This is a genomic window from Gordonia sp. NPDC003429 (assembly GCF_053588575.1).
Map to the genome: position 1 here is coordinate 1 of NZ_JBSFQF010000025.1, position 24382 is coordinate 24382.

A 24382-nucleotide genomic window follows, 5' to 3' on the forward strand; every position below is an offset into this window, starting at 1 on the left:
GAACGACCGCAAACACCCCTTCGTGTGGACGAAACCGGTCGAGGAGATTCTCAAGAAAGCTCAACCGAAAACCAACTAACGAAACGCGACACTAGTTTCGGTTACCTCCCCCCAGTCGCGCCCAGGGGACCGGCACGAAAATAGGGGAAGAATAACCCTCCCCTAGTTTCGGTCTCCTCCCCCACTTGTACCTAGGGGACCGGCACGAAAGTGGGGAAAGGATGTCCTTCCCCTACTTTCGATCCGCGCGTCAGGACGCAGCGGCCGCCTTGGCGAGTGCCGGCTTGAGCAGGTCGAGGGTGGAGACGATCGAGTTCGGCGACGGTGTGTTGAGTCCGGTGATCTGCGCCTGCGTCAAGAAGGCCACCGCCCCGGTCTTCACCGACTTCAGATTCTTGTATCCGGCAAGGCCTTTGAGCCGTTCGGTGTCGCGGTCGTTCGTGGTGGCCACCACCAGCAGATCCGAGTCGAGCATCGGAATGTTCTCGGTGGACAGGCCGAAACGAGGCTGACCCGTCTTGCGGTACTGCGCCGCGAGCGCCGGGGCGATCACCATGCCGAGGTCGGTGAACAGCTTGGCCGCGCCGTCGTTCTGGTCGCCGAACACCGAAAGCTGATCGGCGCCATACATGAACGCGAGGCTGTAGGTCTTGCCCTTCAGCGAGGGGTATTCGGCAGCCACCGCGGCAACCGACGAGTTGGTCTTGTCGATGATCTGCTTGGCCTTGTCGGGCTGATGGAGCACGGTTCCCATCACGGTCACCATGTCTTCCCACGGGTCCACCTCCTGGCCGCTGATCGAGCCGACGGTGGGCGCGAGCTTGGAGATCTTCTGGAACAGCGGATCGTCGGAAGCGAACCCGGGCGCAAAGATCAGGTCCGGATCGAGTTTGGCCACCGCACCCACATCCGTGCCCTTCGTGGGATCGAGGAAGGTGGAGTCGTCGAGTTTGTCGTCGTACCAGGGCTGCAACTTGCCGGTGGAGCTCTTCGTGTAGTCGTAGTAGCCGACCGGGGTGACGCCGAACGCGAGCGCGATGTCCGTCCACTGGTCACCGAGGGTGATGATCCGCTTGGGAGTGTCGGGAATGGTCACCGACCGCCCGTCGGGCAGATTCAGTTGCACCGCACCGGCGTTGGAGTCGTCCGACGATCCGCCGCACCCGGCGACGAGCGCAGTGACCAGCAGCAGGGCGCCGACCACAGCCGCCACATGGCGTTTCGCATGCATCGAGTGACGTCCCCCGCTCACAGGCTGCATGGCAGCAGCACGAGACCGGCCACGTCGCACACACTCTTGTCCGAGAGCTTCCACTTGCTGCCGGTCCAGTTCCAGGTGAGCTGCATGGTCTTGGAGCCGCGGCCGACGATCGACATCTTCAGGGGAGCGGTCATGGTGGTTCCATTGACCTGAACCGGGTTGACCACGGTGTAGCTGAAGCCGACGTTGCCGTAGCTCGCCTTCGCCTGGGCCACCAGATCGATCTGCCTCAGCGCGCGTTCACCGCTGACCAGTTCGTCGGCGCGCGCCGCACGCGACGCACCGGGGTTCATCACGAGATTGAGCTTGGTGTTGAGCTGTCCGGGGGTCAGCGCTGCCGGTGCGGCGGCGGCCGGGGCCGCGTTCTGGGTTGTCGCACCGGTGTTCTGCTGCGGCGCCGCCTGCGGTTGCTGGGCCTGCGGCTGCGTCTGCACCGGACCGCTGTCACCGCCGCCACCGCTCTCGGGCACCTGCTCGGCGGCCGGCGCCTGAGTGCCCGGTGCCGCGGCGGCAGGGGCGTTCGGTTGTGCCGCAGCACCCGGCGTCGCCTGCTGCTGATTCGGAACATTTTGTGCCGCACCGAGATTCATCACGGTGGGGGTTGCGGCCGTGGAAGCCGTCCTATCGCGATCGGCAACCACCAATCCGACGACGCCGATGGTCACGATCAGTGCGGAGATCACCGCGGCGATGCCCGCCGACGCCAGCACCGTCGGGACGTTGATCCCCGCCTTGGGCTTGGGCGCCTCGGTCGGTTCCTCGGCCGGATAGGAATAGGGCTCGGCATTGGGGTCCGTGCCGTAATCCTGGGTGCCCGGGGCGTAGGCGCCCTCCTGGTATGCCGTCTCCTGCATCACTCCACCGATCGTCATTTCATCACCCGACAGACCCGGGCCAGAATTGGTCACGTGACCCGAATCGGAAATTTCCCCGACCGTATCACGTCAGGATAGGGAACCCTAAGTCGAGCATTCCCGGCGCCGCTCAGTCCGCCGCCCCGGCGAGGACCTTGTCGAGGGCGGCGACAAAGGTGTCGGCGTATCCGGGCAGCGCCTGCTTGTCGGTGACCACACCGAAGGTGGTGCGGGTACCCAGCACCAGCGACGTCACCGAGAACGAGTAGCCGGCCAGCGGCGAGAGCGCGGTGAGACGTTCGATCGGCGCACCCAGCACCGACCGGACCCGCGAGAATCCGGGATTGACGCCGATGTGCAGATCGGGGCTCATCTTCTTCATCGACGCGTTGACCGCGGCACGCTGCAGCGGCCACGGGAGTCGGGGCGCGTTGTCGGTGGCGGCCAGTGCCAACTCGGGACGAGACTTGTCGATCAGCCCCAATTCGCTTCTGCTGTGCGCGATCTGCGCGTCGAGGTCGGATTGGTCGATCGGCAGGTTCAGCAACGACACCGAGACCGCGTTGCCGGTGTGCCGGTAGTCGGCGTCGAGGGTGACCGGAAGGGTGACCCGGGCCAGTCGCGCGTCGTCGCCAATCCCCAGCGGCGGTGCGCTGCTGATGGCGGTGCCGATCGCCGCGATCAGGAACTCGTGCACCGACGCCTGATGGCGTCGTGCCAGGCGTCGCAGGTCGCGGGTGGCCACACTGTGCAGGCCCACCTCGCGGCGACCGGATCGGGTGAGCGCGGGCCAGCCCCGGGCGTCCTGGGCCGCGGCCCACTGTCCCTCGAACGCCTCCTTGGCCGGACCGAGGTCGTCGGCGTCGACCTCGGCGACGTGGAAGCGCGGACTGTCGGCGAAGCGGTCGAACTCGGCGAGTTCCTCGTCGGAGCCGTCGGCGAGCAGGGCGGCGAAGGCCGCCCCCGCGATGCCGTCGGAGATGCTGTGGTGCACCCGCAAGAGCACGAACTGGGATCCCCCACGCTCCGTGCGTGGGCTGTAAAGCGTGATGTGCCAGAACGGATCCGGTCGCCGCAGATGGGTTTCGAGTTCCGCGGCGATCTGACCGTGCATATCCGCGCTGTCGGTGTACTGCGCGACACCGACCTGACGGACCGGATCGATCGTCGATGACACCACCACGTGCGGTGGGCGCCAACGCCCCTGGGCGATTCCCATGCGGAAGATGTCATGCCGGGCGGCGCGCTGGGCGACCCGCGCACGAACGTCGTCGAGGGTGAGCGGTGTGCCGGTGTCGGCCACCTCGAGGAGCATGGCCCACTGCATGGGTCTGCTGCGGGTGTCCATGTGCAGGTAGGTGTGGTCGGGCGGCGCGAGTTCCACCGGACTCAGGCTGGGTGTTGCGGTCATGACTGTTCCTCCGTACCCGAGCAGATCTTCTCGTAGCGTTCGTTGTCGGGTTTCATCGCCGCGGCGACGAGTTCCCACAGCACCTCGTCGGTGCCGCCGCCCACGCGGGCGAGTTTCATGTCGCGCCACCAGCGTCCGATGGGTGTCTCGGTTTCGAGATAGCCGATGCCGCCGAAGATGTGCAGGCATTCCGAGGCCACCTCCTCGCCGAGATTGGCTGCGGTGGCCTTCAGCGCTGCGGCGGTCCGGAGGTTGATCCGGCCGTGCGCGGCGACACCGTCGAGCGAATACCGCAGCACGTCGATGCGTGCCTGCAGGTCGGCGAGCCGCAGGCGCAGTGCTTGATGGTCGTAGAGACGTTTGCCGAACTGGGTGCGATCGAGCATCCGCGCGAGGGTCACCCCGATCATCACCTCGCCGGCGGCCGCGATCTGCGCGGCCACCGAGAGCCGTTCGTGCGCAAGCCCCCAGCTGATCACGGCCAGGCCGGTTCCGGGCCGGGCGACGAGGGCGTCGGCGGGAATCCACGTGTCGATGGTGACCGGCGCGGTATCGAGCGGTCCCGCACCGAGTTTGCGGTACGGGGTGCCCACCTCGACCTGCGACACCGGAACAGCCGCCAACGCCACGTTGCCGTGCGACTCGTCGGTGCCGGTCGTGTCGCCGACGTCGCGGCACACGACGAGCATGTGGTCGGCGATCGGTGAGAGGGAGACGAACTTCTTGTGGCCGACGATGCGGTAGCCGTCGTTCTCGGCGGTGATGGTGGTCTGCGCGTTCTGCAGGTCGGAGCCACCGGATTCCTCGGAGGCACCGATGCACAGCACCGCGTCGGCGGTGATCGCCCGTTCGGCGAGGTCGCGCAGCCGGTCGGTGCGGCCGAAGCGGCGCAGAATCGCGATCGCCGAGTCGTGCAGACTCACCCCGACGCCGATCGCCGCCGAACCCAGCGACCCCAGGTGGCGGCCGAGTGCGAAATGGTCGGCCAGGTCGGTGGTGGTGCGGTGATCCCATTTGCGGGCGAAAACCCCGGCGTCGCCGACGTATTCGAGCAGCGGCCGCGGGAAACGCAGGTCACGTTCGGCCTGTTCGGTCCATGCGATCACCCGCTCGCCGAAGACGTCGTCGAGGAGGTCGGTGTACGTCGGAGTGGTGGGGCTCGTCGTCGTTGGGTCCGCGAGGGCTTCGGTCGTCGTTGACATCGGGGCCCGGCCTAGGTGCTCACGCTCGTGAGCTTCGCGCGGATGCACTGCTCGAGGTCGGCGACGGTGGAGGATTCGAAGATCTCGCGTTCGGTGAGTTTGACACCGAGCCGCTCCTCGATCGCGACCACACCGATGGCGATGGCCACCGAATCGAGTCCGAGGTCGTCGATGAGTCGCGAATCCTCGTCGACGTCGGCGACGTCGAGGTCGAGATCCTCGGCGAGGATGGATTGCAGGGCGTCGTGCACGGTGTCGGACATGGGGGTTACTCCTTCGGGTGGGTGGGTGGTTTCGACAAGCTCAACCAGCGGATGGGGCTCAACCAGCGAGGGGGGCTCGACCGGCGAGGGGGTGGTTTCGACAAGCTCAACCAGCGCGGGGGTGGTTTCGACAAGCTCAACCAGCGGACCGGGCTCGACCGGCGAGGGGGTGGTTTCGACAAGCTCAACCAGCGGATGGGGCTCAACCAGCGACGCGGGCTCAACCGGCGAGGGGGGCTCACCGGCGGAGCGGGCTCAACCAGCGAATGTGAGACGAAATCGAGTATCGCGGTGCAGATCTCGTCCGGGTTCTCGAGGTGGGGGTGGTGGCCGCGGCCGGCCAGTAGCCGCGTCTCGACCGGCGCCGTGGCCGCGCGCTCGATGCGCTCGAGTTGCGCCGGGGAGGCGTAGGCGTCGCCGTCGCCCTGCAGCACCAGCAACGGCGTTCTGATCCGTGCGATGTCGGCGGTGACGTCGAAGTCGGCGAACTCGTCGGAGAGCCACACGCCCGACCAGCGCGCGAACACCTCGTCGGGGTCGTCGTGGAACATCGCCAGCGAGGGTCGCACCTTGTCGGCGAAAGTGCCTGCGGTGCGGCGTATCCCGGCGAGAGTCGCATCCTCCACGATCACGTGTGGTGCGATGAGGACCGCTGCGGCGGCGTCGAATCGCGCGGCGTAGAGCGCGGCGATGGTGGCGCCGTCGCTGTGGCCCACCAGAATCGGGCGGGTGACCCCGAGCGAGGCGAGCACGTCGGGGAGCACGCTTGTCGCCTCGTCGTGCAGGTACCGTGCGTTGCCGGGACCGTCGCCCGACGACCCACCGTATCCGTGTCGCGAATAGGCGATGGTGGTGAGCTGCGACCGCTGATGCAGCAGTGCGGGCAGCCGACCCCACTGTCCCGCCGACCCGAGTCCCTCGTGCAGGAAGACGACGGCGGGCCGGTCCGGGTGGCCGTCGTAGCGGATGTATTCCAGACTTCCGCGGGTGTGGGCGAGCGTCGGCATCCGATCACCACCTCTGCGCGGTGACGTCGAACATGTTGGCACCCAACTGAGCCCGTCCCACGAACGACAGGCAGTCGGCCGGCTTCGCGGGCATGATCGAGCAGAACTGCACCTCCCGCAGCAGCCGCTGCATCGGCGCATCGGCGGCCATCGCGGCCGAACCGGTCACCTGCACAGCCCGCGCCGCGAGCGATTGCGCAGTGGTCCCGAGGTGAAACTTGGCGGCGTAGATCAGGGCGTTCGCCGACGTCTGCGAGCGCTGCTCGGTCACCGCCCGCGCGGCCGTCAGCGTCATGGCCCTCGTGGCCTGCAGGTCCACGGTCATCTGGCCGAGGGCGGTGACCGTGTCGGGATCGTCGCGTCGTTTCGGGTCGGCCCCGACACGTCCGGTGACGAAGTCGACGATGGAGGTGGCCAGTCCCAGATAGGCACCCAGGTAGCCGGCGGCCATCCAATGCGGTTCGCGGACAGCCTTGAACAGCGACATCCCCTCGACGCCGAGAAACAGGCGGTTGCGGGGAATCGTCGTCGCGTCGAGCCGCATCTGCGCGGTCGAGGTGCCGGCCAGTGCCGCACCGTTCCATTCGGCTCCGAACGACACGCCGGGATCGCCGGCGCTCACCACGAAGTGCGAGACCTCGAAGTCGTCGTCGGCAGCGAAATCGTTGTCGGGGCGGGCCGGTCGTGCGGTCACCACGTAGTGGTCGGCGACCCCCGACAGTGACACAAAGGATTTGCGGCCGTCGAGCACGTAGTAGCCGGACTCGCCATGCTCGGGCTCGACGCGGTAGGTGGTGCTCAGGCCACGCAACCGCGCCCCGTTGCCGGGTTCGGACGCGGCGGACGCGAACATCGCGCCGCGACCGATCACCTCCTCGATCACCCAGTCCCGAAACTGGGTGCCCCTGTCCCCCAACGCATCCGGGTCGGCCTCGAAGAGGGAGCCGATCGCAACATTGTGCATGTTGTAGCCCAGCGCGATGGCCCCGTTGGCGGCGCCGAGCTTCGCCAGCACCTCGGTGTAACCGGCGAAATCCAGTCCGATACCACCGGATTCGACGGGGATCATCGCGCCGAGCAGGCCCGACTCCCGGATGAGCGCATAGGCGCGGTCGGGGGCGACCTCACCCCGGTCGATCGGGTCGGCGAGGGCCTCGAGGTCGGCGGCGATGTCGTCGACCAGGCCGAGCGCGGTGTCGCGGGGCGAGAGGGTGAACGTTGTCATGTCAATTCTCGGCTCTCAGTTTTCGACGGGCAGGCCGAGATCGCGCGCGATCATGATGCGCAGCAGATCGTTGGTACCCGCGTAGATCGAGGCGGCCACCGCACCCGACGCGTCGACGGCGTAGCCCGAATCGGCCACCACGGCACGCGCACCGAACAGTGGTGCCGCGGTGGTCTCGAACGCGAGCAGATCCTGGGCGCAGGAGATCTTGACCGCGGCGGCCTCGGTGGACAGCGAACTGAGCGTGGTGTTTTCGTCGTCGATGCGTCGGGCCATGTCGTACACCAGGGTGCGTACCCGGTGCGCCAGGATCGCGAGGTCGGCGACGTGCGAGGCGACGAGCGGACTCGAACCGAGCCGGTGACCGAACTGCTCGCGTTCGGTGAGCCAGGAGCTGACCCGCGAGACCGTGCGCGCCATGATGCCCACCGCGTAGCTCATCAGCAGCGCCCGTTCCCAGGTGGTGGTCGCCGCCAGGAAGGCCAGACCCGATCCCTCATCGGCGACGAAGTCGTCGTCGGAGATGTGGACATCGTCGAAATCGACTGCACCCATGGGCACTTCGGTCAGCGCGGTCTTGGCGAAGGGCTCCGACCGGGTGATCCCGGCGCGGGAGGCGGGCACCAGCAGCGAACTCAGTGCGAAGGGATGACGGGCCGCGTCGGTCCGCGCGAAGGTGAGTACCAGGTCGGCCACCGGGGCCGCCGTGACGTATGCCTTGCGTCCCTGCAACCGCCACGATCCGTCGTCGACGCGGGTGGCCGAGGTGCGCATGGACAGCGGATCCGATCCACCGGTGTCCTCGGTGAGCGCATGACACAGCACCAGCGTGCCGTCGACGAGGCGATCGGCGTACTCGTCGAGCGGGCGCCGGGCGACCAGGCTCAGCGGCCACTGGATGCCGAACAGCTGCGAGGCGAATGCGTAGCACAGCCCGGCGGGCACCCCGGCGCGGCCGATACCCTCGACCACCGCCACGGCATTGGTCACCCGGCCGCCGCCACGCGTACCCGACAACGAGTCCGTCAGCGCGCCGGCAACTGTCGGCGACGCCACCAGGATGCGCCACGCGTCGCGATAGTCGGCGCCGGCGATACGGGAAACCTGCTCGGCGAGTTCTGCGGCGACCCGCTCGGCGATCGCCGTCGGATCAGCGGTGATGGTTGCGGTCACCGCTGATCCTCGGCGAGCGCGGCACTCACGGCGGTGTGCAGGGTGGTCGGTGTACGGAAATTGCGTGCCACCACCAGGTTTTCGGGCAGCTTGCGGCCCACCCGCGATTCGAGGTCGCCCACGATGGTCACCAGGGTGAGCGAGTCGAGCATGCCGGTCAGCAGCACTTCGGTCTCCGGTTCGACGATCTCGGCGCGGCCGTGGCGCCGGGAAATGGCGGCGGCGACGATCCCGCACACCTCGTCCACCGAGATCGGCTCGGTCAGTTGCGAATTGGTGGGGGTCATCATCGATTCTCCTCGTCTGCGGCGATCTCGGCGAGCTTGGTGCGGTCGACCTTGCCGCGGCGGTTGATGGGAAGTGGTGAGTAGGAGCGGATGTCGTCGGGTTGCGCGGCCACCGGAAGTCGTTCACGCAGGGCCGCGTCGACGGTGCTCACCGCTGCGGCTGCGGCCGGCGAGTTCGCCGGCGCTCCGGCGTCGACGAACAGCGTGATGCGGTTGTCGCCGCCGGTGGTCACCGCGGCGGCGCCGAGTAGTCCGGCGGCGGTGACGGCGATGGTCTCGATGCCGGCGAGGTCGATGCGGTAGCCGTGCCGTTTGATCTGGTCGTCCACCCGGCCCCCGAGGATCAGCCGGCCGGCGTCGTCGATGCGGGCGCGGTCGCCGGTGCGGTAGGCGCGGCGGCGGATTCCGTCGGGGAACCTCACCTGCATCGTGGGGTCGACGAGCGCGCCGTCGATCACGTAACCGGTGAGCAGGGTGGGTCCGGCCACCACCAGTTCGCCGTCGACGAGGCACGTCGACACGCCGTCGATGGCGGTGCCCACCGGCACCGGCTGGTCCGGTCGCCACGCTCGCATGTCGGCACCGGTGCACACGTTGGTTTCGGTGGGTCCGTACCAGTTGTGCACCGCTGTGTGGTCGAGCGTGTGCAGCAGATCCTGCAGTGCGCCGGGCGGATACGGTTCACCGGCGAATGCCACGGCACGCAGCGACGGCACGGTGCGCCCGGCAGCGGTCATGGCGGCGACCAGTCCGCGCAGCAGCGTGGGTACCGCATAGAGGACGGTGATCTCGTTGTCGGTCAGCCAGTCGAGCGCGTCGGCGGGAAATGCCTTGAGCCACTCCGGCATCAGTACCGCGGTGGCACCGCTCAGGGCGGTGGCGAAGATGTCGAAGGTGCTCAGGTCGAAGGTCAGTGCCGCCTGTGCGGCCACCCGGTCGCCGACACCGAGGTCGAGACGGGCGGCGGCCCAGCGGACGAAATGGGCGACCGCACCACCGGCCAGCAGTACACCCTTGGGGGTGCCGGTGCTGCCCGAGGTGAACAGCAGATACCCGCCGGGTTCACGTGCCCGGCCGTGGTCGGCGACCCAGGGACTCGGCCCCGTCGATGCGAAGGTGGCCAGCGCGAGGCGCTCGTCGAGCGTGCGGATCTGCGCGTCCTCGAACGGGCCGGAGTTGACGCTCTCGACGGCGATGACGGCGTGGGTCAGCGCGGCCTGGCGCACCAGTTCCTTAGTGCGAGTGGACGGGTCGACGACGTCGAGGGGCGCCACCACCGCGCCGGCGGCGGTGACCGCGTGAATGGCGATGATGGCGTCGGCCGACCGCGGCAGGTACACCGCCACCGCGCCGGTGTCGTCGACGCCGGCCTCACGCAGGGCCTCGGCGAGGTGACGTGCCCGCTCGTCGAGTTGCCGGTAGGTGAGATCACCCGTCTCCGATGCGATCGCGCAGCGTTCGCCGTGTGCGGCGGCGGCCTCGCGCAGGATATGCGCGAGGGTGCCGTCTCCGGTGCCGGGGGTCGTGGTTTCCGGGGCGGACAGGGTCTCCATACCGATCAGACCCGTCCGGCGGGCGCACCGGCCGTGGCCGCCTCCAGCAGCGGGCGCAACGCATTCTTGTCCATCTTGCCCAGCGGGGTGAGCGGCATCTCGTCGATGATGCGGACCACGTCGGGCGACTTGTAGGCGGCCAGCCCCGCATCGCCGAGGAACCGGGCGAGAGTCCGTCGTGTCGGCGGCTTTTCGGCATCCGGCTCGACGACGACGAAGGCGACGGTCCGCTCACCGAGCACCGGGTCGGGCGCACCGACAAGTGCCACCGACCGGATGTCGGGGTGCATCAGAAGCACACCCTCCACCTCGGTGGCCGCGATCTTCTCGCCGCCGCGGTTGATCTGGTCCTTGATGCGTCCGGACACGATGAGGTGGCCGCTGTCGAGGCGTCGCACCAGGTCGCCGGTGCAGTAGAACCCATCGGGGGTAAAGGACTTCGCATTGTGTTCGGGTGCGTCGAAGTAGCCGCGCAGCGTGTACGCGCCGCGCACGGTGAGTTCGCCCACCTCACCGTTGGGTACCTCGTTGCCGTCGGCGTCCACGACACGGATCTCGTCGTACTCCGACACCGGGACGCCCTGGGTAGTGCACAGCAGGTCCGCAGTGTCGTCGAGATGTGTTGCGCAGAAGAGTCCTTCGGACATGCCGAGGATCTGTTGCAGGGTGGCGTCGAACTCGTCGACGATGCGTCGCGCCTCGTGGTCGGAGAGCCGGGCCGAACCGATCTCGATGATGCGGAGCGAACTCAGGTCGGCCGTGGTGCGTGCGCGTTCTTCCAGCCACAGCGGCACCAGTTGCGGGTTGATGGCCGTCATGGTGACGCCTTCGCGTTCGATCAGGTCGAAGCACACCGACGGATCGGCGTTGGGGGCCAGCACCACCGTGCCGCCCACGCGCAGGGTGGCGAGGATACCCGGGCAGTTCCAGGTGTAGTTGAACGCGATCGGCAGCACCGCAAGGTACACGCTGGTCGCGTCGAGGCGGCTGCGTTCGCCGGCCGCCCGCGAATTGTATTGGTAGTCGTCGTGGGTGCGGCCGATGAGTTTCGGCATGCCGGTGGTGCCGCCGGAGAGCAGCAGCAGTGCGATGTCCGACGACGCGACGCTGTCGTCGATCGTTTCGGTGCCGTGACCGAAAAGTGCGGTGTAGGAGTGGAACCGGGGGTCGGCGGCGTGTTCGCCGAGGTCGCCGACGATCACCACCGCACGCAGCGACGGTGCGGATTCGGCGATCTGGCGTGCCAGGTCGCGGTGATCGAATCGGTTGAACACGTCGGTGGTCACGTATGTCACCGCCCCCGTGGCGCGGGCCAGGTGGCCGATCTCGGTGTGACGGTGACCGGGCTGGGTGTGCACGGGTACCGCGCCGAGACGCTGCAGCGCGAACCACGTGACGATGAACTCGGAGGTGTTGGGAAGCTGCAGCAGCACGGCATCGCCGGTGCGCACGCCCAGCGCGCGCAGCCCGTGGGCAACCTCGGTGGCCCGATCAGCCAACTGCCGATAGGTGATTCGCTGGTCACCGTCGACCACGGCGGTCGACGCACCGAAACGGTCGGCCCACGCGTCGAGTGCGGCACTGAAGGTCGTGCCCTCCCACAACCCGAGGTCGCGGTAACGCTGCGCGTAGGTGTCGGGCCAGTTGGGAACCTTCTCGCGGATGGTCGGGGTGACGGTTGCGGTGTCGGTCGGGTGGGTCATGCCTGCCCCTGTTCTGCGGAGACCATTTCGGCCACCTGCTCGTCGGTCATGTCGGCGATCTCGCAGTAGATCTGTGCCACCGCATCGAGGCGCGTGGTGTCGGAGGACCGCGCGATCATCCGGTCGGCCAGGCCACGGACGGTTCGGCCCAGGAACAGATCCCCCACCGACACCTCCCGCGTGTCGAGGCCCTCCATGACGCGTGCCACCGCCAGGGTGCCGCGCACCGAGTCGCCGCCGATGCGGAAGAAGTCGTCGTCGATGCCCACACGCTGCACCTCCAGCACGTCGCCGAGGATGAGGGCCAGCGCGCGTTCGAGCGGACTTCGTGGCGCCACATAATCATCGGCGGCGTAACGCCTCTCGGTGAGAGCGAGGATCGCGGCGTGGTCGATCTTGCCGTTGCCGGTCAGCGGGATCGCATCGGCGAACTCGACGAGTTCGGGCACCATGTAGCTCGGCAGGGTGCGGGTCAGCGCGTCGCGAGCGCGCTCGGCGAGGGCCTCGATACCCTCGCTCGTACCTCGCTCAGCATTCGCAGCGGGAACCACGAGTGCGCACAGGCGCGCGGCACCGCGGCGGGTGTTGATCACCACCACCGCGTCGGCGATGCCGTCCACGCCGCGCAGCGCCGCCTCCACCTCGCCCGGTTCGATGCGGTAGCCGCGCAGTTTCACCTGGTTGTCGATGCGGCCGAGGAATTCGATCTCGCCGTCGTCGCGGTAGCGCACCAGATCGCCGGTGCGGTACCAACGGTGCCCGTCGTAATCGACGAATCGTTCCGCGGTGCGCACCGGGTCGCCGAGGTAGCCCTCCGCCAATCCTGCTCCGGCGACCCAGAGTTCGCCGGCCACCCAGTTCGGGCAGTCCAGCCCGCTGTCGGCGGCCACCACCCGGCAGCCCACCCCGGGCAGCGGACGACCGAACGGGACGTTGGCCCAACCCGGGATGTCGCCGTCGAGGATGTCGCGGGGCACCACACAGAGGGTGTGGTGGATCGACGTCTCGGTGCAGCCGCCGAGCCCGGCGAACACGACGTCGTCGGCGCACAGAGTGAACGCGCGGCGCGGCAGATCGACGCCCACCCGGTCGCCGCCCACCACCACCGTGCGCACCGTGCGCAGGCTGTCGGTGCCCTGCGCGGCCGCGAGGATCATGTCGAGAATGCCGGGGACACAATAGAGCTGGGTGACACCGAACGTATTGATGAGCGCTGCGATGCGCTGCCCGTCGCGGCGGGTGGCCTCGTCGATGGTGACCACCGAACCGCCGACGTCAAACAGCCCGAAGGTGTCTTCGATGGAGAGGTCGAATTCGAGCGCCGACAAGGCGATCGAGCGGTCGGAGGCGGTGACACCGAACGCATCACGGCACCGTTCGAGGGTGTTCATCACCGCGCCGTGCGACACCGACACACCCTTGGGCGTACCCGTCGACCCGGAGGTGAACAGAATGTAGGCAATCGCATCGTCGGAACCCGCATGCGGCGGAACAGAATCGACGTCGTGGGCCGCGGCCTGCGCGATCGGCAGCACCGGCACCGACCCGGACTCGCGCGTCCCGGCGTCGCCGACGATCGCCGCGGCGATTTCCGCGGTGCGTTCCATCTCCGCGCGACGCGCAGCCGGCTGATCCATCCCGACCGGGAGGTAGGCGGCACCGGCGGCCAGCACACCGAGCACCGCGGTGAGCTGATCGGGACCCTTGGGCACCTGGATCGACACCGTGTCGCCGGGCGTGACCCCGGCGGCGCGCAGCGCGGCGGCCACCCGCAGCGCGCAGTCGGCGAGTTCGCCGTAGCTGCGTTCGCGGATCGCCCCGTCGCGGTCGAGATGCACAGTCGCCACCGACGTGGGCGTGTGCGCCGCCACCTCGAAGAACCTTTGGTGCAACAGTTTCCGTGACCGCGCGGCGGGCCGGAAGTTGTCGGCGCGGCGCCGATCGAATTGCGTGGCCCCGGGTTCGTGATCCGGGGATTCGTGATCCAGGGATTCATGGTTCGGGAATTCATGGTCGAGCGGCGCGTCCCAGTCGGCGTCGTCGGCGAGCAGCCGGTCGAGGATCGCGCTGTAGCGTGCGAACATCGCGTCGATCACCCCGGGGAGGAAGGCGTGCTCGCGCACGTCCCAGTTGACGAGCAGCCCGCCGCGCAGTTCGACCACCTGGGCGTCGAGCGCCACCTGCGGGCCCTGCGACACGATCCACACCGGATCGCCGAAGGTGTCGAGCACCTCGGGTGCGAACAGTTCACCGAGGTCGAGTCCGCTGGTGTAGACCACGGGGGCGAGGACCGCCTCACCGCGATAGCGACCGAGGTCACGGATCACGTCGAGACCCGGATACGCCGAATGCATCGCGCTCGCATGCAAACTGCCCTGCAGGGACTTCACGAAGTCGAGGAACGAGCCGGGCGTGGTGGTGTCGACGGTGACCATCACCGAACTACTGAAGTCCCCCACCAGGTTCGACACGTCGGGGTGGAACGGTTCACGATTGAACAGCGGCAGGTTGAGCAGAAAGCGCTGTGCGGTGGACCACCGGCCGACGACGTCGGCGAACACCGCGGCCAGCACCACCGCGGGTGTCACGCCGCGCCGGTGGGCGGCGCGCATCAGGTTGGCCTTCTGAGTGGGCGTCACGTGGTAGTTGCGTCGCGTGGTGAGGTGCGGGTCGGCGCGCTGCGCCTCGGGCACCAGCGGTAGCTGCGGAGGGTCGGGCAGTTCGTCGAGATGTTCGCGCCACCAAGCCTGTTCGGCTTCGCGTTCTGCGGCGTTGACCTCACGCTTCTGCGCCAGGTAGTCGCGATACTGGTAGCCGATCGGTGCGAGCGAATCGCCGCGGCCGGTGTAGAAGGCGGCGAGATCGGCCATCAGGGTGCGGTAGCTCATGGCGTCGGCGGCCAGCATGTCGACGTCGACGTGCAAGCGCCCGCGGCCGTCGGGGAGACGGGTGAGGGCGACGTCGAATACGTGCCCGGCGGCGACGTCAAGGAGTTGATGTGACTTGACGTGACGGAGCCGGTCCAGCTCTGCGGCAACATCTTCCGGCGTGTGATCACGAAGGTCGTGCACCGAGAAGACGGCGGGCGAGGGTTCGTCGGCCACCACCTGCCTGCCGTTCTCCCCGAAACGCGCACGCAGCATCTGGTGACGGTTGACGAGGTCGTGGACGGCGGTCCGGAGGTGTTCGGGGTCGAGATCGGCGCCGTCGAATTCGGCGTAGAGGTGAGCGGCGACGCCGCCCATCGACTGCTCGTCCCGGCGACCCACCCAGTAGGCGTGCTGCATGGTGGCCAGCTCGAACGACTCGTCGTCGCCGGTGACACCCGGGATGCGGGCAGCGGAGGTGATCTCGGCGCCCGTCGCGACCCGCGGGGCGCGCCGCGACAGTAGCGCCTTCCAGGCGGCGACGGTCGGGTCGGTGGCGAGCGCGGCGAAGTTGACGTCGTATCCGCGTTCGCGCAGCTGGGAGGCGATGCGGATCATGCCCATCGAGTTGAGTCCGAACTCGATCAGGTCGTCGCCGTCGGTCACCTCGTCGATGTCGTCGGCGATGTGGTCGGCGAGAAGACGACGGATCTCGTCGTCTGCGATCTGCGTGGCGCTGGTCATTCATCCCTCCGGCGATGGATCGGTGACACGTGACTGCTGGACGGCATCGTGCCGATCGGCACTCCAAGTGAGGTTAGCCTAATCAATCCCCCGTAGTGTAGGGGGGTGAGCAAATTCAACGAGGCACGCCACGAACTGATGCGCCGACGCCTACTCCGGTCGGGGTTGGGCACCGCAGACGCCGGCGCCGCCGACCAGACCGCTGCGGCAGCATTGCCCGCGCAACCCGGATTCCAACCGGGCGAGGCACGAATGTGGAAGATCTACCGGCTCGATCCGGCGTCGGTGTCGCATAACATCGGCCTCGCCTTCGACATCGACGGCGGCCGGTCGACCCGGGAGATGGTGGCCGCCACCGAAGTGTTGATCGACCACTGCGACGTGTTGCGGTCGGTGATCGACGACGCCGACGGCACGCCGCGGCGGGTGCCCACCAATGTCGTAGGAGGCTGGTCGACCCCCGAGATCACTTGGGACTGGGGCACTTTGCCGTCGAAGTCGGTGGTCGCCGGAACCGGGCGGCCCGAAGCGTGGACCCGGGCCGAGATCGACCGCGACGCACAGACACTCACCCGATCTCCGTTCGACCTGACCGCACAACCGCCGCTGCGTGCCCGCGTCTACGCGCGCACAGACGGCGGTACGTCGGTGGTGTTGGTGGTGCATCATCTCGCGGTCGACGCCACGTCGTGGCCGACCCTGATCACCGCCCTGTTGCACGGATCGTGGCCGACGGATCGGGACATGCGGGTATCCGCACCGTCTGCTGCACAACCCGATGTGGCGGCGGCCCTGCGGCATGCGCTCGACACGTGGGCCGCCGACGATGTGCGCTATCCGCTGTCGGGCGAGTTGCCCACCGACTCCCCCGCCGACAGTTGGCTCGCTCCGATGGACGACGGTGCCGGTTCTCGCCGCAGCGTGCCGGTGGATCCCGCCGACGTCGCCGCGCTGGCATCCGTCGCGCCGGAGGTGGGGGCCACCATCAACACGCTGCTGCTGACGGTCTGCGCGCTGAGCGTGTACGCGGTGACCGGCGCCGCCAACCATGTGCTGGTGGTGCCCGCCGACAATCGCCATCCGGCGCACACCCCCGATCGGGTTGGCTACAGCGGCAACATCATTCCCAAACGGTTCCGGTTCGATCCGGACGCCCCCGTACGCGACGCGCTGCGCGATTCGGCGGCGAGGATCTTCGCGTCGATGGAGTTCGCCGCCGTCGACTACGGCACCATCCTGACCGCGCTTCGCGGTGCCGGCGGGCGCTTTCCGGTCGCCCAGGTCATGGCGTCGGTGCGCGACGCGCCGCACCGCGGGGTGGCGATTCCCGACGGTCTCGGCGTGAGCTGCCGGTCGGTGTTCACCGGGGTGGCGAACTACCCGCTGGCGTACGCCTTCGAGTTCGACGCCGACGACGCACTGCACCTCGAACTCGATCACCGGCCCGACGTGGTTAACGACGCCACCGCGCAGGCCGCCGCCGACGTGGCGCTGGCGCTCATCGCGCGGATGCCGACGTCGCTGAATGTGCCGCTGGGGGAGCTGATCTCGTCAGTGACGCTGGCTCTATCCCCGGCCTGACGCCGGGGCTCGGTGTGGGTGTGGCTACCGGCTGGTCTGCACGGCCCGCCGGTAGCCGCGCACCGCGAGCGGCCCGAACACGACGATGAGTCCTGCCGTCCAGACCAGTGTCCACGCCAGCGGCACGGCTACCGCGCCGCCCTCGGTGAGGCCGCGCATGGTGTCGATTGCCGGACTCATCGGCTGGTAGCGCACCACCGGTTGCAGCCACCCCGGATACTCGGAGACCGGCGCAAATCCGGTGTTGAAGAACAACATCAGCAGGAACAGGCCACCGAGTTGCTGAATGGCGGCCTGCCCGGAGGAGACCGTGGCCAGCGCCAGTACCGGCACCGCGAACCCGATCGCGAACACGATGGGCACCAGGATCGCGCCGATACCTGCGGCAACGCCCTGTTCGAAGCGGAAGCCCAGCGGCACCGCCACCAGGAACAGGATCACCGTCGCCATTCCGGTGCGCAGCCCCTCGGCGAGGAGTCGCCCGGCGAGAAACCCCGATCGCGGTACCGGCAGTGTCCACAGCCGTGCGAGCAGGCCCGAATCGCGTTCGTGGATCAGGGTGATCGCGGTGGCCAGGGTGCCGAACATGGCTCCGACGAGGGCGACGAGTCCGGTGTTGCCGTAGACGCTGTCGCCGCCACCCATCGCGGTGACCGTCTTGCCCAGCACCAGTTGGAACATCAGCAGCATGAACGCGGGGAAGGCCACCGACTGCACCACGATGCCCGGATCGCGGGCCCAGGTGCGTAGCAACGCGCCGCTGTGCACCGCGGCCTGTCTCGGCAGCGACACCGACCGGCGGCGTGGCCATGCGGCCGACGTGGCGTCGGCGCTGCGCTGGTCGGCGGTGTGATGGTTGGCGGTGTGATGGTTGGTGGTGTGGCTCAACGGTTCACCTGCGCCCTGCCGGTCTGCACGATGACCAGCCATCCCGCCACCAGCAGCCCGGCCGTCCACAGCAGCACCGCGGTGAGATCCGGATTGCCGGGTGCGGCGAGCCCGCGCAGCGCGTCGGCGTACACCGAGAGCGGTTGATTGCGGACGAATGGCTGTATCCATTCCGGAAAGCCTTCTGCCGGAACGAGTCCGGTGGAGGCCATCACCAGGATGAGTTGTGGGATCATCAGCACACTCGCGATTCCCACCGAGTTGCGCGCAACTGTCCCGAGTGCGTCGGTGAACATGCTCAGTGCCAGGCCGAAGGCGATCACCAGCACGAAGAACAGCAGGGTGTGCGCGGCCGAACCGTGGAACCCGAAGCCCAGTGCCGAACCGATCGCGAGGCCACCGGCGAGCGCGAGAATCAGTCGCACGATCACCCACGTCATCCGGCCCAAGGTGGGTGCGATCCGCGGGATCGGCAGCGACGCAAGGCGTTCACGCACGCCCGCACGGGCGTCTTTGCCCGCGGTTTCGGTGGCCGTGATGGCGGTGAACAGGCATGCCTGCAGCAGGATGATGGGGGTGAGGAATTGTGCGTAGTCGCCGCCGGTCAGCTCGAAGCGGCGGTGCAACGGCACGTAGAAGCAGACGAAGAAGACCACGGGACTGAGGAAGGCGAGGACGGCGTCGCCGGAGCGCACCGCCGCCTTGATCTTCTGCGCCGAGAGGGTCGCGGTGGCCGCGACGAGTCCGACCGATGTGCGGGTGGCACTGCCCGCACGGGTTCTGGCGGCGTCGGCATCGAGTGCGGTGGCCATCAGCGACTCTCCGTCAATTGCAGGAACACCTCGTCCAGAGACGGTTGCCGCAGCCCGACGTCGACGACGTCAACGTGTGACACCTGCAGTCGGGCAATGACATCGGCGACGGTGGCCATACCCTCGGGGGCGCGGACCACGATGCGCGGATGCGCCTGACTCGCGGCGGTGGAGCGTGCCGACTCGGGTGATTCCATCACCTCGAGGCCGTCGAGCACGGCCAGGACGCGAGACGTGTCGTCGCGGTCGGCGAGGGTGACCTCGCAGACCGCCGCTCCCGCCTGTTGTTTGAGGTCGCCGGGTGTGCCGGAGGCCACCACCCGGCCGTCGTCGAGCATCACGATGCGGTCGGCGAGCCGGTCGGCCTCTTCAAGGTACTGGGTGGTGAGCAGTACCGTGATGCCCTCGGCTCGCAGGGTCGACACCGTGTCCCACACGGCATTTCGGCTGCGCGGGTCGAGTCCGGTGGTGGGTTCGTCGAGGAACAGCACCTCTGGCCGGGTGACCAGTGCGCTGGCGATGTCGACGCGTCGGCGCATGCCTCCCGACAGTGTGCCGACGCGCTGGGTGCGCACGGACGCGAGATCGAACATCTCGAGTAGTTCGTCGACCCGCGCCTTGAGCGGATGGCCACGCAGACCGGTGAGTTTGCCGAAGACAGAAAGGTTTTCGGTGGTGGTCAGCGCCTCGTCGAGTGCGGCGTACTGGCCGGTGAGCGAGATGAGTTCTCGCACCCGGGCCGCCTGCGACACGACGTCGCATCCACAGATCCGTGCGGTGCCGGAGGTGGGTCGTTGCAGGGTGGAGAGCAGGGTGACGGTGGTGGTCTTGCCGCTCCCGTTGGGGCCGAGCAGTCCGAGGACCTCGCCGCGCCCGACGTCGAAAGAGATTCCGCGCAGGGCGTGTACCTGGCCGTAGTCCTTGGCCAATTCCGAGATCTCGATCGCCACATCCGACGACATCGATGGCCTCCTCGTTCGACGGTGGGCGCGCAACACCGCACCCGCACGTTTCTTAGGTCAGCCTAGACTAACTAGTCGGGCGCGGATCAACCCCCTGCGGCGTCGTCGCACATCCGGGCGACCTGCGCGATCACGCGGTCGAGGGGTTCGACGCTGCGCTGGGTCTGACACAAGCCGACCGCACCCTCGATGGATGCGATGACGAGGTAGGCGAGCGAGTCGGCCTGCTGCGGCTCCACGCCTTCGTAGGCCAGGCGCGCGGCGATCAGTCGCAGCCAGTGGCCGAAGACCTGCTCGGCCTCGTCGGCCACCTGCGGCTCGGATTGCCGTGCGAGTCCGCCGGCAAGGACGGGGCAGCCGAACTCGTAGTCGCTGCTCAGCAGCATGCGCCGCCAGACATCGCCGATCGCGGTGACGGTATCGGCGGGTGTGCCCGTCGTGCGATCGCTGAGCCTGCGGGAGATGTGTTCTCCCGCATGACGAACCGCCTCGGTCATCAGCTGGGTCTTGCCGCCCGGGAAGTGGTGGTAGATAGAGCCTCGCGGCGCGGAGCTGGCGGCGATCACGTCGCCGATGGATGTGCCGGCCACACCGCGTCGGCCGATCAGGTCGGCGGCGTGCGTGATCATCCGCTCACGGGGCCCCCGCGATTCGGACTTCTCGGACTCCCGGCCATCCGCGCCGCCGGATTCGCCCTTCATCGTCGACACATCTCCTATGTAGACCTTCATAATCGAGTGGTTCTATGCAACCATACATAGTCATGACCGACATTTTGCGGAACTCCCCGTCCACCGATCCGAGCTCACTGTCGGGACTCGAATTGTTGCGCGCGTGGCAGGCGAAAACCGACGACGATCACCCGAGCATCGGCCGGCTGCTCGGGATGCGCGCATCGCGTATCGACCCCGGCGAGGTGGAGTTCGTGGTGACGCCGAAGCCCGATTTCGCCAATCCGCTCGGCACCGTGCACGGCGGCATCTGCGCCACGCTTCTCGACTCGGTGATGGGCTGCGCGGTGCATACGATGCTGCCCGCCGGCGTCGGCTACACCACGCTGGAACTCAAGGTGAACTACATCCGTTCGGTACCGCTCGACGGTGGGGATCTCACCGGGGTCGGCAGCACGGTCCACGTGGGTGGGCGTACCGCGACGGCCGAGGGCAAGGTGTTCGGGGCAGACGGCAAGCTGGTGGCGCACGGAACCACCACGTGCATCGTGTTCCGTTGAGCCGCTTACCTTTCAGCGATCAGGCCGCGACCAGATACTTGTCCCGCAACGCTTGCAGCGCGTCCTTGCCGAGGCCGAGTCCGTCGACGAAGTAGCCCTCGATGGTGCCGAATTTCTCGTCCACCTCGGCGAACGCGGTGTCGAGGTAGGAGGCGTCGACACCGAGGACCGGCTTGAGCACGTCGGGATCGCCGCCGGCTTCGGCGAATTCGTCGAACAGCGGTTTGAGCGCGGGTACCAGGCGGTCGTTGGTGAGCAGGTAGTCGTGGTAGACGTCGTCTTTGGACACCCCCACCAGCGACAGGAACGACGCGGCGGCCCAGCCGGTGCGGTCTTTGCCGGTGGTGCAGTGGAACAGTGACGGTCCCGCGTACTCGCCGAGCAGACCCTGATAGAACCCCGTGTACGACGACACCGCGCTCGGCAGCGTGACGAGTTGCCGGTAGGTGCCCGCGATCAGTTCTTTGGCCTTGTCGGCGTCGAGTTCCTTCGACACCAGCGCGACCGTCTTGGGGTCGGAGAGGACGTGCTGAAGGTTTCCCGGAATCGCGGTGGTGGCGTCGGCGAGAACGTCGAGATGGATGTCGCTGACGTCGGGGATGTCGGGGTCGGGCTGCGCGCGTCGTTCGACGGCCGAACGCAGGTCGTAGATCGTGCGGATGCCGAGATTCTCGAAGGGGGCCAGGTCGACGGTGGCCATGAAGCTGAAATCGGTGGAACGGTAGAGCACACCGGGGGCGGTGACCTTGCCGTCGAGTCCGGTGTACCCGCCGAGGTCTCGCAGGTTCGGCAGGGTTCGGATCGGGCTCGGTGCACCAGGTGTTTCGGTCATATCGCCATTGTCGCCCAGATGGCGAATGAACCGAGGCACGGGTCCCGATCATCAACTCCGATGGGCACAGATCACTCGGTTGCTTCGAGTGAGTCCGACGCCGGTTCGTCGGTGACGGGTACCGCGCACACGCCGTCGGAGCACACCATTTCGGCTGTGCCGCCGATCATCGCGAACGCGGCCTGCGGCGAGCCGTCTGCGGAGAGTGTTGCGGCGGAGAGTGTTGCGGCGGCGTCGGGTGCGGTGCCGTGGTCAGGCATCGCTCCGCTCCGATGCCGCGCGACTCAAGGCCTCGGTGAAGACCTCGGGGGGTTGCGCCCCCGACACTCCGTATCGTCCGTCGACGACGAAGAACGGGACACCGTTGATGCCGTAGCGACGCGCCTGGTCGATGTCGGCGGCCACCGCGTCGGCGTAGACGCCCGACTCGAGTGCCGCGAGGGTGGCATCGCGGTCGAGGCCGATGTCGGCGGCGAGGTCCGCGAGCTCGTCGACCTGTCCGAGGTGACGTCCTTCGGTGAAGTAGGCGCGGAAGAGCCGTTCGGCCATGTCGAGTTGGCGGCCTTCGGCTTTGGCGTGGTGCAGCAACTCGTGCGCCTTGAGTGTCTTGGTGTGCTGGAGGACGTCGAATCGGTAGTCGAGTCCGGAATCGGCAGCGATGGCGGTTACCTGGTCGAGCATCTGCTGCACCTGCGCGGGGGCGATGCCTTTGTGTCCGGCGAGGAAGTCGATCTCCGAGCCGTCGAAGTCGACCGGGGTGTCGGGTGCGAGCTCGAAGCTGTGGTACGTGACGCTGACATCGTCGGCGCCGTCGAATTGCGCCAGACCGTCCTCGAATTTGCGCTTCCCGATGTAGCACCACGGGCAGGCGATATCGGACCAGATGTCGACGTTGATGGAACCACTCACATTGCGATGCAACAACCTCGCGTCGGAAACGATTCCGCCGGGCACGCTCGAAGCGGTTGTGGGCACGCTCGACGGGAGGGTAAGCGCGTGTTTTCGCTGGTTGAGCTTGTCGAAACCACCCCGGGCACGCTCAACGGGAATCTGGGCACGCTCAACGGGATTCTGGGCACGCTCGACGGGAATCTGGGCACGCTCGACGCGGGTCCGGGCACGCTCGACAGGATTCTGGGCACGCTCAACGGGAGGGTGAGCGCGTGTTTTCGCTGGTTGAGCTTGTCGAAACCACCCCGGGCACGCTCGACGCGGATCTGGGCACGCTCGACGCGGATCCGGGCACGCTCAACGCGGATCTGGGCACGCTCAACGGGGACGGACCTCACCACCTCCCGCTGGTTGAGCCGCCCGCCCGCTGGTTGAGCTTGTCGAAACCACCCCGGGCACGCTCAACGCGGATCCGGGCACGCTCAACGCGGATCCGGGCACGCTCGACGCGGATCTGGGCACGCCCGACGCGGATCTGGGCACGCCCGACGCGGATCTGGGCACGCCCGACGCGGATCTGGGCACGCTCGACGGGATTCTGGGCACGCTCGACGCGATTCTGGGCACGCTCAACGCCGATCTGGGCACGCTCAACGGCAGGTTGAGCGCGTGTTTTCGCTGGTTGAGCTTGTCGAAACCACCCGACAGCGTCGCCTCAGACGTCGAGGTACTTCTCGCGCAGGGCCTGCTGCTCATCGGGCGAGATGCCCAATGCTTCGGTGAAGTACCCGTCGACGCTGCCGTATCCGTCGGCGACCGCGGCGAAGGCTGCGTCGAGGTAGGCCTCCTGGACGCCGAGGAGTGGCCGAAGGAGGTCCGGGTCGCCGCCGGCTGCGGCGAATCCTTCGAAGACCGGCGCGATGGCCGGCAGGAACAGGTCGTTGGTCAGCAGGTAATCGTGGTAGACCGCATCACGTTCGACACCGAGCAGCGTCAGGAAAGACGCTGCGGCCCAACCGGTTCGGTCTTTGCCCGCGGTGCAATGGATCAGCCCTGCGTCGGCCTCGGCGAGCAGGCCGCGGAAGAGGGCGCGGTACGAGGTGCGCGCGCTCGGAAGTTCCACCAGTTCCCGGTAGGAGGCGATGAGCGCCGCGACCCCCTCGCCGCCCGCGAGCCGCTGATTGGCCGCGGCCACGATTTCCGGGTCGCTGAGCACCTTGTCGAGGTTGGCGGGTACCGAGATCGCCTCCGCGTCGGCGAGCACATCGAGATGAACGGAGGTGACGTCGGCGACGGCCGGGTCCGGTGACGCCTCGACCTCCGCCGCTGATCGCAAGTCATAGATGGTGCGCACACCGAGCCCGAGCAGCGCCCGACTGTCGTCGTCGGACATCTTGTCCAGGGCCGCGGACCGGAACACCTGGCCTCGCCGGACCACTCGCCCGTCCGTCGTGGCGTGGCCGCCGAGGTCGCGCAGGTTGTTCACCGTGGGCAGGCTGACGTGCTCGGCGATCGGATCGCTCATGGGGTCCATGGTGTCAGATCTGGGAGAGGCACCGCGATACAACCGCGGCGTGTGCGGGCATTCAGGACAATAATTGTCGCGAAGCTGCTGTGTGGCCGCGGTTGTATCAG

General features: G+C 67.9%; 23 protein-coding genes. 3 read left to right on the forward strand and 20 right to left on the reverse strand.

Features of this window, described 5'->3' with window-relative positions; genetic code table 11:
* Window positions 1–250: 250 nt before the first annotated feature.
* From ACWDSI_RS19280 to ACWDSI_RS19335, 12 genes are all read right to left on the reverse strand, one after another.
* Window positions 251–1231: an ABC transporter substrate-binding protein gene (locus tag ACWDSI_RS19280; protein WP_449757508.1), complete on the reverse strand. Its 981-nt coding sequence runs from the start codon at window positions 1229–1231 to the stop codon at window positions 251–253.
* Window positions 1232–1248: 17 nt separating this feature from the next.
* On the reverse strand, window positions 1249–2133 hold the full coding sequence (locus ACWDSI_RS19285; RefSeq protein ID WP_449757509.1) for a hypothetical protein: 885 nt from the start codon (window positions 2131–2133) through the stop codon (window positions 1249–1251).
* Between the two features lie 112 nt (window positions 2134–2245).
* Window positions 2246–3526, reverse strand: a complete 1281-nt coding sequence (locus ACWDSI_RS19290; protein ID WP_449757510.1) for a wax ester/triacylglycerol synthase domain-containing protein — start codon at window positions 3524–3526, stop codon at window positions 2246–2248.
* Window positions 3523–4728 carry an acyl-CoA dehydrogenase family protein gene (locus tag ACWDSI_RS19295; RefSeq protein WP_449757511.1) on the reverse strand — a complete coding sequence of 402 codons (1206 nt, stop codon included), beginning with the start codon at window positions 4726–4728 and terminating at the stop codon, window positions 3523–3525. Before ACWDSI_RS19295 ends, ACWDSI_RS19290 begins: the two co-directional genes overlap by 4 nt.
* Before the next feature lie 11 nt (window positions 4729–4739).
* Complete coding sequence (locus tag ACWDSI_RS19300) at window positions 4740–4991, reverse strand: acyl carrier protein (protein ID WP_449757512.1); 252 nt, start codon at window positions 4989–4991, stop codon at window positions 4740–4742.
* Window positions 4992–4996: 5 nt separating this feature from the next.
* Complete coding sequence (locus tag ACWDSI_RS19305; protein ID WP_449757513.1) at window positions 4997–5998, reverse strand: alpha/beta fold hydrolase; 1002 nt, start codon at window positions 5996–5998, stop codon at window positions 4997–4999.
* A gap of 4 nt (window positions 5999–6002) precedes the next feature.
* Window positions 6003–7223: an acyl-CoA dehydrogenase family protein gene (locus tag ACWDSI_RS19310; protein ID WP_449757514.1), complete on the reverse strand. Its 1221-nt coding sequence runs from the start codon at window positions 7221–7223 to the stop codon at window positions 6003–6005.
* A gap of 15 nt (window positions 7224–7238) precedes the next feature.
* Window positions 7239–8396: an acyl-CoA dehydrogenase family protein gene (locus ACWDSI_RS19315; RefSeq protein WP_449757515.1), complete on the reverse strand. Its 1158-nt coding sequence runs from the start codon at window positions 8394–8396 to the stop codon at window positions 7239–7241.
* Complete coding sequence (locus ACWDSI_RS19320; protein WP_449757516.1) at window positions 8393–8686, reverse strand: acyl carrier protein; 294 nt, start codon at window positions 8684–8686, stop codon at window positions 8393–8395. Before ACWDSI_RS19320 ends, ACWDSI_RS19315 begins: the two co-directional genes overlap by 4 nt.
* The gene (locus tag ACWDSI_RS19325; protein ID WP_449757517.1) at window positions 8683–10236 is read right to left on the reverse strand and encodes an AMP-binding protein; all 1554 of its coding nucleotides are present in this window, start codon (window positions 10234–10236) and stop codon (window positions 8683–8685) included. The genes ACWDSI_RS19320 and ACWDSI_RS19325 overlap by 4 nt, the downstream gene beginning before the upstream one ends.
* Before the next feature lie 5 nt (window positions 10237–10241).
* Entirely contained in the window at window positions 10242–11939 is a 1698-nt protein-coding gene (locus tag ACWDSI_RS19330; protein WP_449757518.1) for a (2,3-dihydroxybenzoyl)adenylate synthase, read from the reverse strand.
* Window positions 11936–15550 carry an amino acid adenylation domain-containing protein gene (locus ACWDSI_RS19335; RefSeq protein ID WP_449757519.1) on the reverse strand — a complete coding sequence of 1205 codons (3615 nt, stop codon included), beginning with the start codon at window positions 15548–15550 and terminating at the stop codon, window positions 11936–11938. Before ACWDSI_RS19335 ends, ACWDSI_RS19330 begins: the two co-directional genes overlap by 4 nt.
* 105 nt (window positions 15551–15655) lie before the next feature.
* On the opposite strand from ACWDSI_RS19335, the gene ACWDSI_RS19340 reads away from it, so the two are divergent.
* Window positions 15656–17131 (forward strand): condensation domain-containing protein, encoded by a 1476-nt coding sequence (locus tag ACWDSI_RS19340; protein ID WP_449757520.1) that lies wholly within the window; start codon window positions 15656–15658, stop codon window positions 17129–17131.
* Between the two features lie 24 nt (window positions 17132–17155).
* Here the strand turns inward: ACWDSI_RS19340 and ACWDSI_RS19345 are convergent, their stop codons facing one another.
* The 4 genes from ACWDSI_RS19345 to ACWDSI_RS19360 form a co-directional block, all read right to left on the reverse strand.
* The gene (locus ACWDSI_RS19345) at window positions 17156–18019 is read right to left on the reverse strand and encodes an ABC transporter permease (RefSeq protein ID WP_449757521.1); all 864 of its coding nucleotides are present in this window, start codon (window positions 18017–18019) and stop codon (window positions 17156–17158) included.
* The gene (locus ACWDSI_RS19350; protein WP_449757522.1) at window positions 18016–18831 is read right to left on the reverse strand and encodes an ABC transporter permease; all 816 of its coding nucleotides are present in this window, start codon (window positions 18829–18831) and stop codon (window positions 18016–18018) included. Before ACWDSI_RS19350 ends, ACWDSI_RS19345 begins: the two co-directional genes overlap by 4 nt.
* Window positions 18831–19793, reverse strand: a complete 963-nt coding sequence (locus ACWDSI_RS19355) for an ATP-binding cassette domain-containing protein (RefSeq protein ID WP_449757523.1) — start codon at window positions 19791–19793, stop codon at window positions 18831–18833. Before ACWDSI_RS19355 ends, ACWDSI_RS19350 begins: the two co-directional genes overlap by 1 nt.
* 86 nt (window positions 19794–19879) lie before the next feature.
* Window positions 19880–20494 (reverse strand): TetR/AcrR family transcriptional regulator, encoded by a 615-nt coding sequence (locus tag ACWDSI_RS19360; RefSeq protein ID WP_449757524.1) that lies wholly within the window; start codon window positions 20492–20494, stop codon window positions 19880–19882.
* A 44-nt stretch (window positions 20495–20538) separates the two neighbouring features.
* On the opposite strand from ACWDSI_RS19360, the gene ACWDSI_RS19365 reads away from it, so the two are divergent.
* On the forward strand, window positions 20539–21024 hold the full coding sequence (locus tag ACWDSI_RS19365; RefSeq protein ID WP_449748117.1) for a PaaI family thioesterase: 486 nt from the start codon (window positions 20539–20541) through the stop codon (window positions 21022–21024).
* A 19-nt stretch (window positions 21025–21043) separates the two neighbouring features.
* Here ACWDSI_RS19365 and ACWDSI_RS19370 read toward each other — a convergent pair whose 3' ends face one another.
* The 3 genes from ACWDSI_RS19370 to ACWDSI_RS19380 form a co-directional block, all read right to left on the reverse strand.
* On the reverse strand, window positions 21044–21856 hold the full coding sequence (locus ACWDSI_RS19370; RefSeq protein WP_449757525.1) for a tyrosine-protein phosphatase: 813 nt from the start codon (window positions 21854–21856) through the stop codon (window positions 21044–21046).
* Window positions 21857–21927: 71 nt separating this feature from the next.
* Window positions 21928–22116, reverse strand: a complete 189-nt coding sequence (locus tag ACWDSI_RS19375; RefSeq protein ID WP_449757526.1) for a hypothetical protein — start codon at window positions 22114–22116, stop codon at window positions 21928–21930.
* On the reverse strand, window positions 22109–22765 hold the full coding sequence (locus ACWDSI_RS19380) for a DsbA family oxidoreductase (RefSeq protein ID WP_449757527.1): 657 nt from the start codon (window positions 22763–22765) through the stop codon (window positions 22109–22111). Before ACWDSI_RS19380 ends, ACWDSI_RS19375 begins: the two co-directional genes overlap by 8 nt.
* Window positions 22766–22852: 87 nt before the next feature.
* Here ACWDSI_RS19380 and ACWDSI_RS19385 point away from each other — a divergent pair, with 87 nt between their 5' ends.
* Window positions 22853–23182, forward strand: a complete 330-nt coding sequence (locus ACWDSI_RS19385; protein WP_449748120.1) for a hypothetical protein — start codon at window positions 22853–22855, stop codon at window positions 23180–23182.
* Between the two features lie 280 nt (window positions 23183–23462).
* Here the strand turns inward: ACWDSI_RS19385 and ACWDSI_RS19390 are convergent, their stop codons facing one another.
* Window positions 23463–24272 carry a tyrosine-protein phosphatase gene (locus tag ACWDSI_RS19390; RefSeq protein WP_449757528.1) on the reverse strand — a complete coding sequence of 270 codons (810 nt, stop codon included), beginning with the start codon at window positions 24270–24272 and terminating at the stop codon, window positions 23463–23465.
* Window positions 24273–24382: the final 110 nt, after the last annotated feature.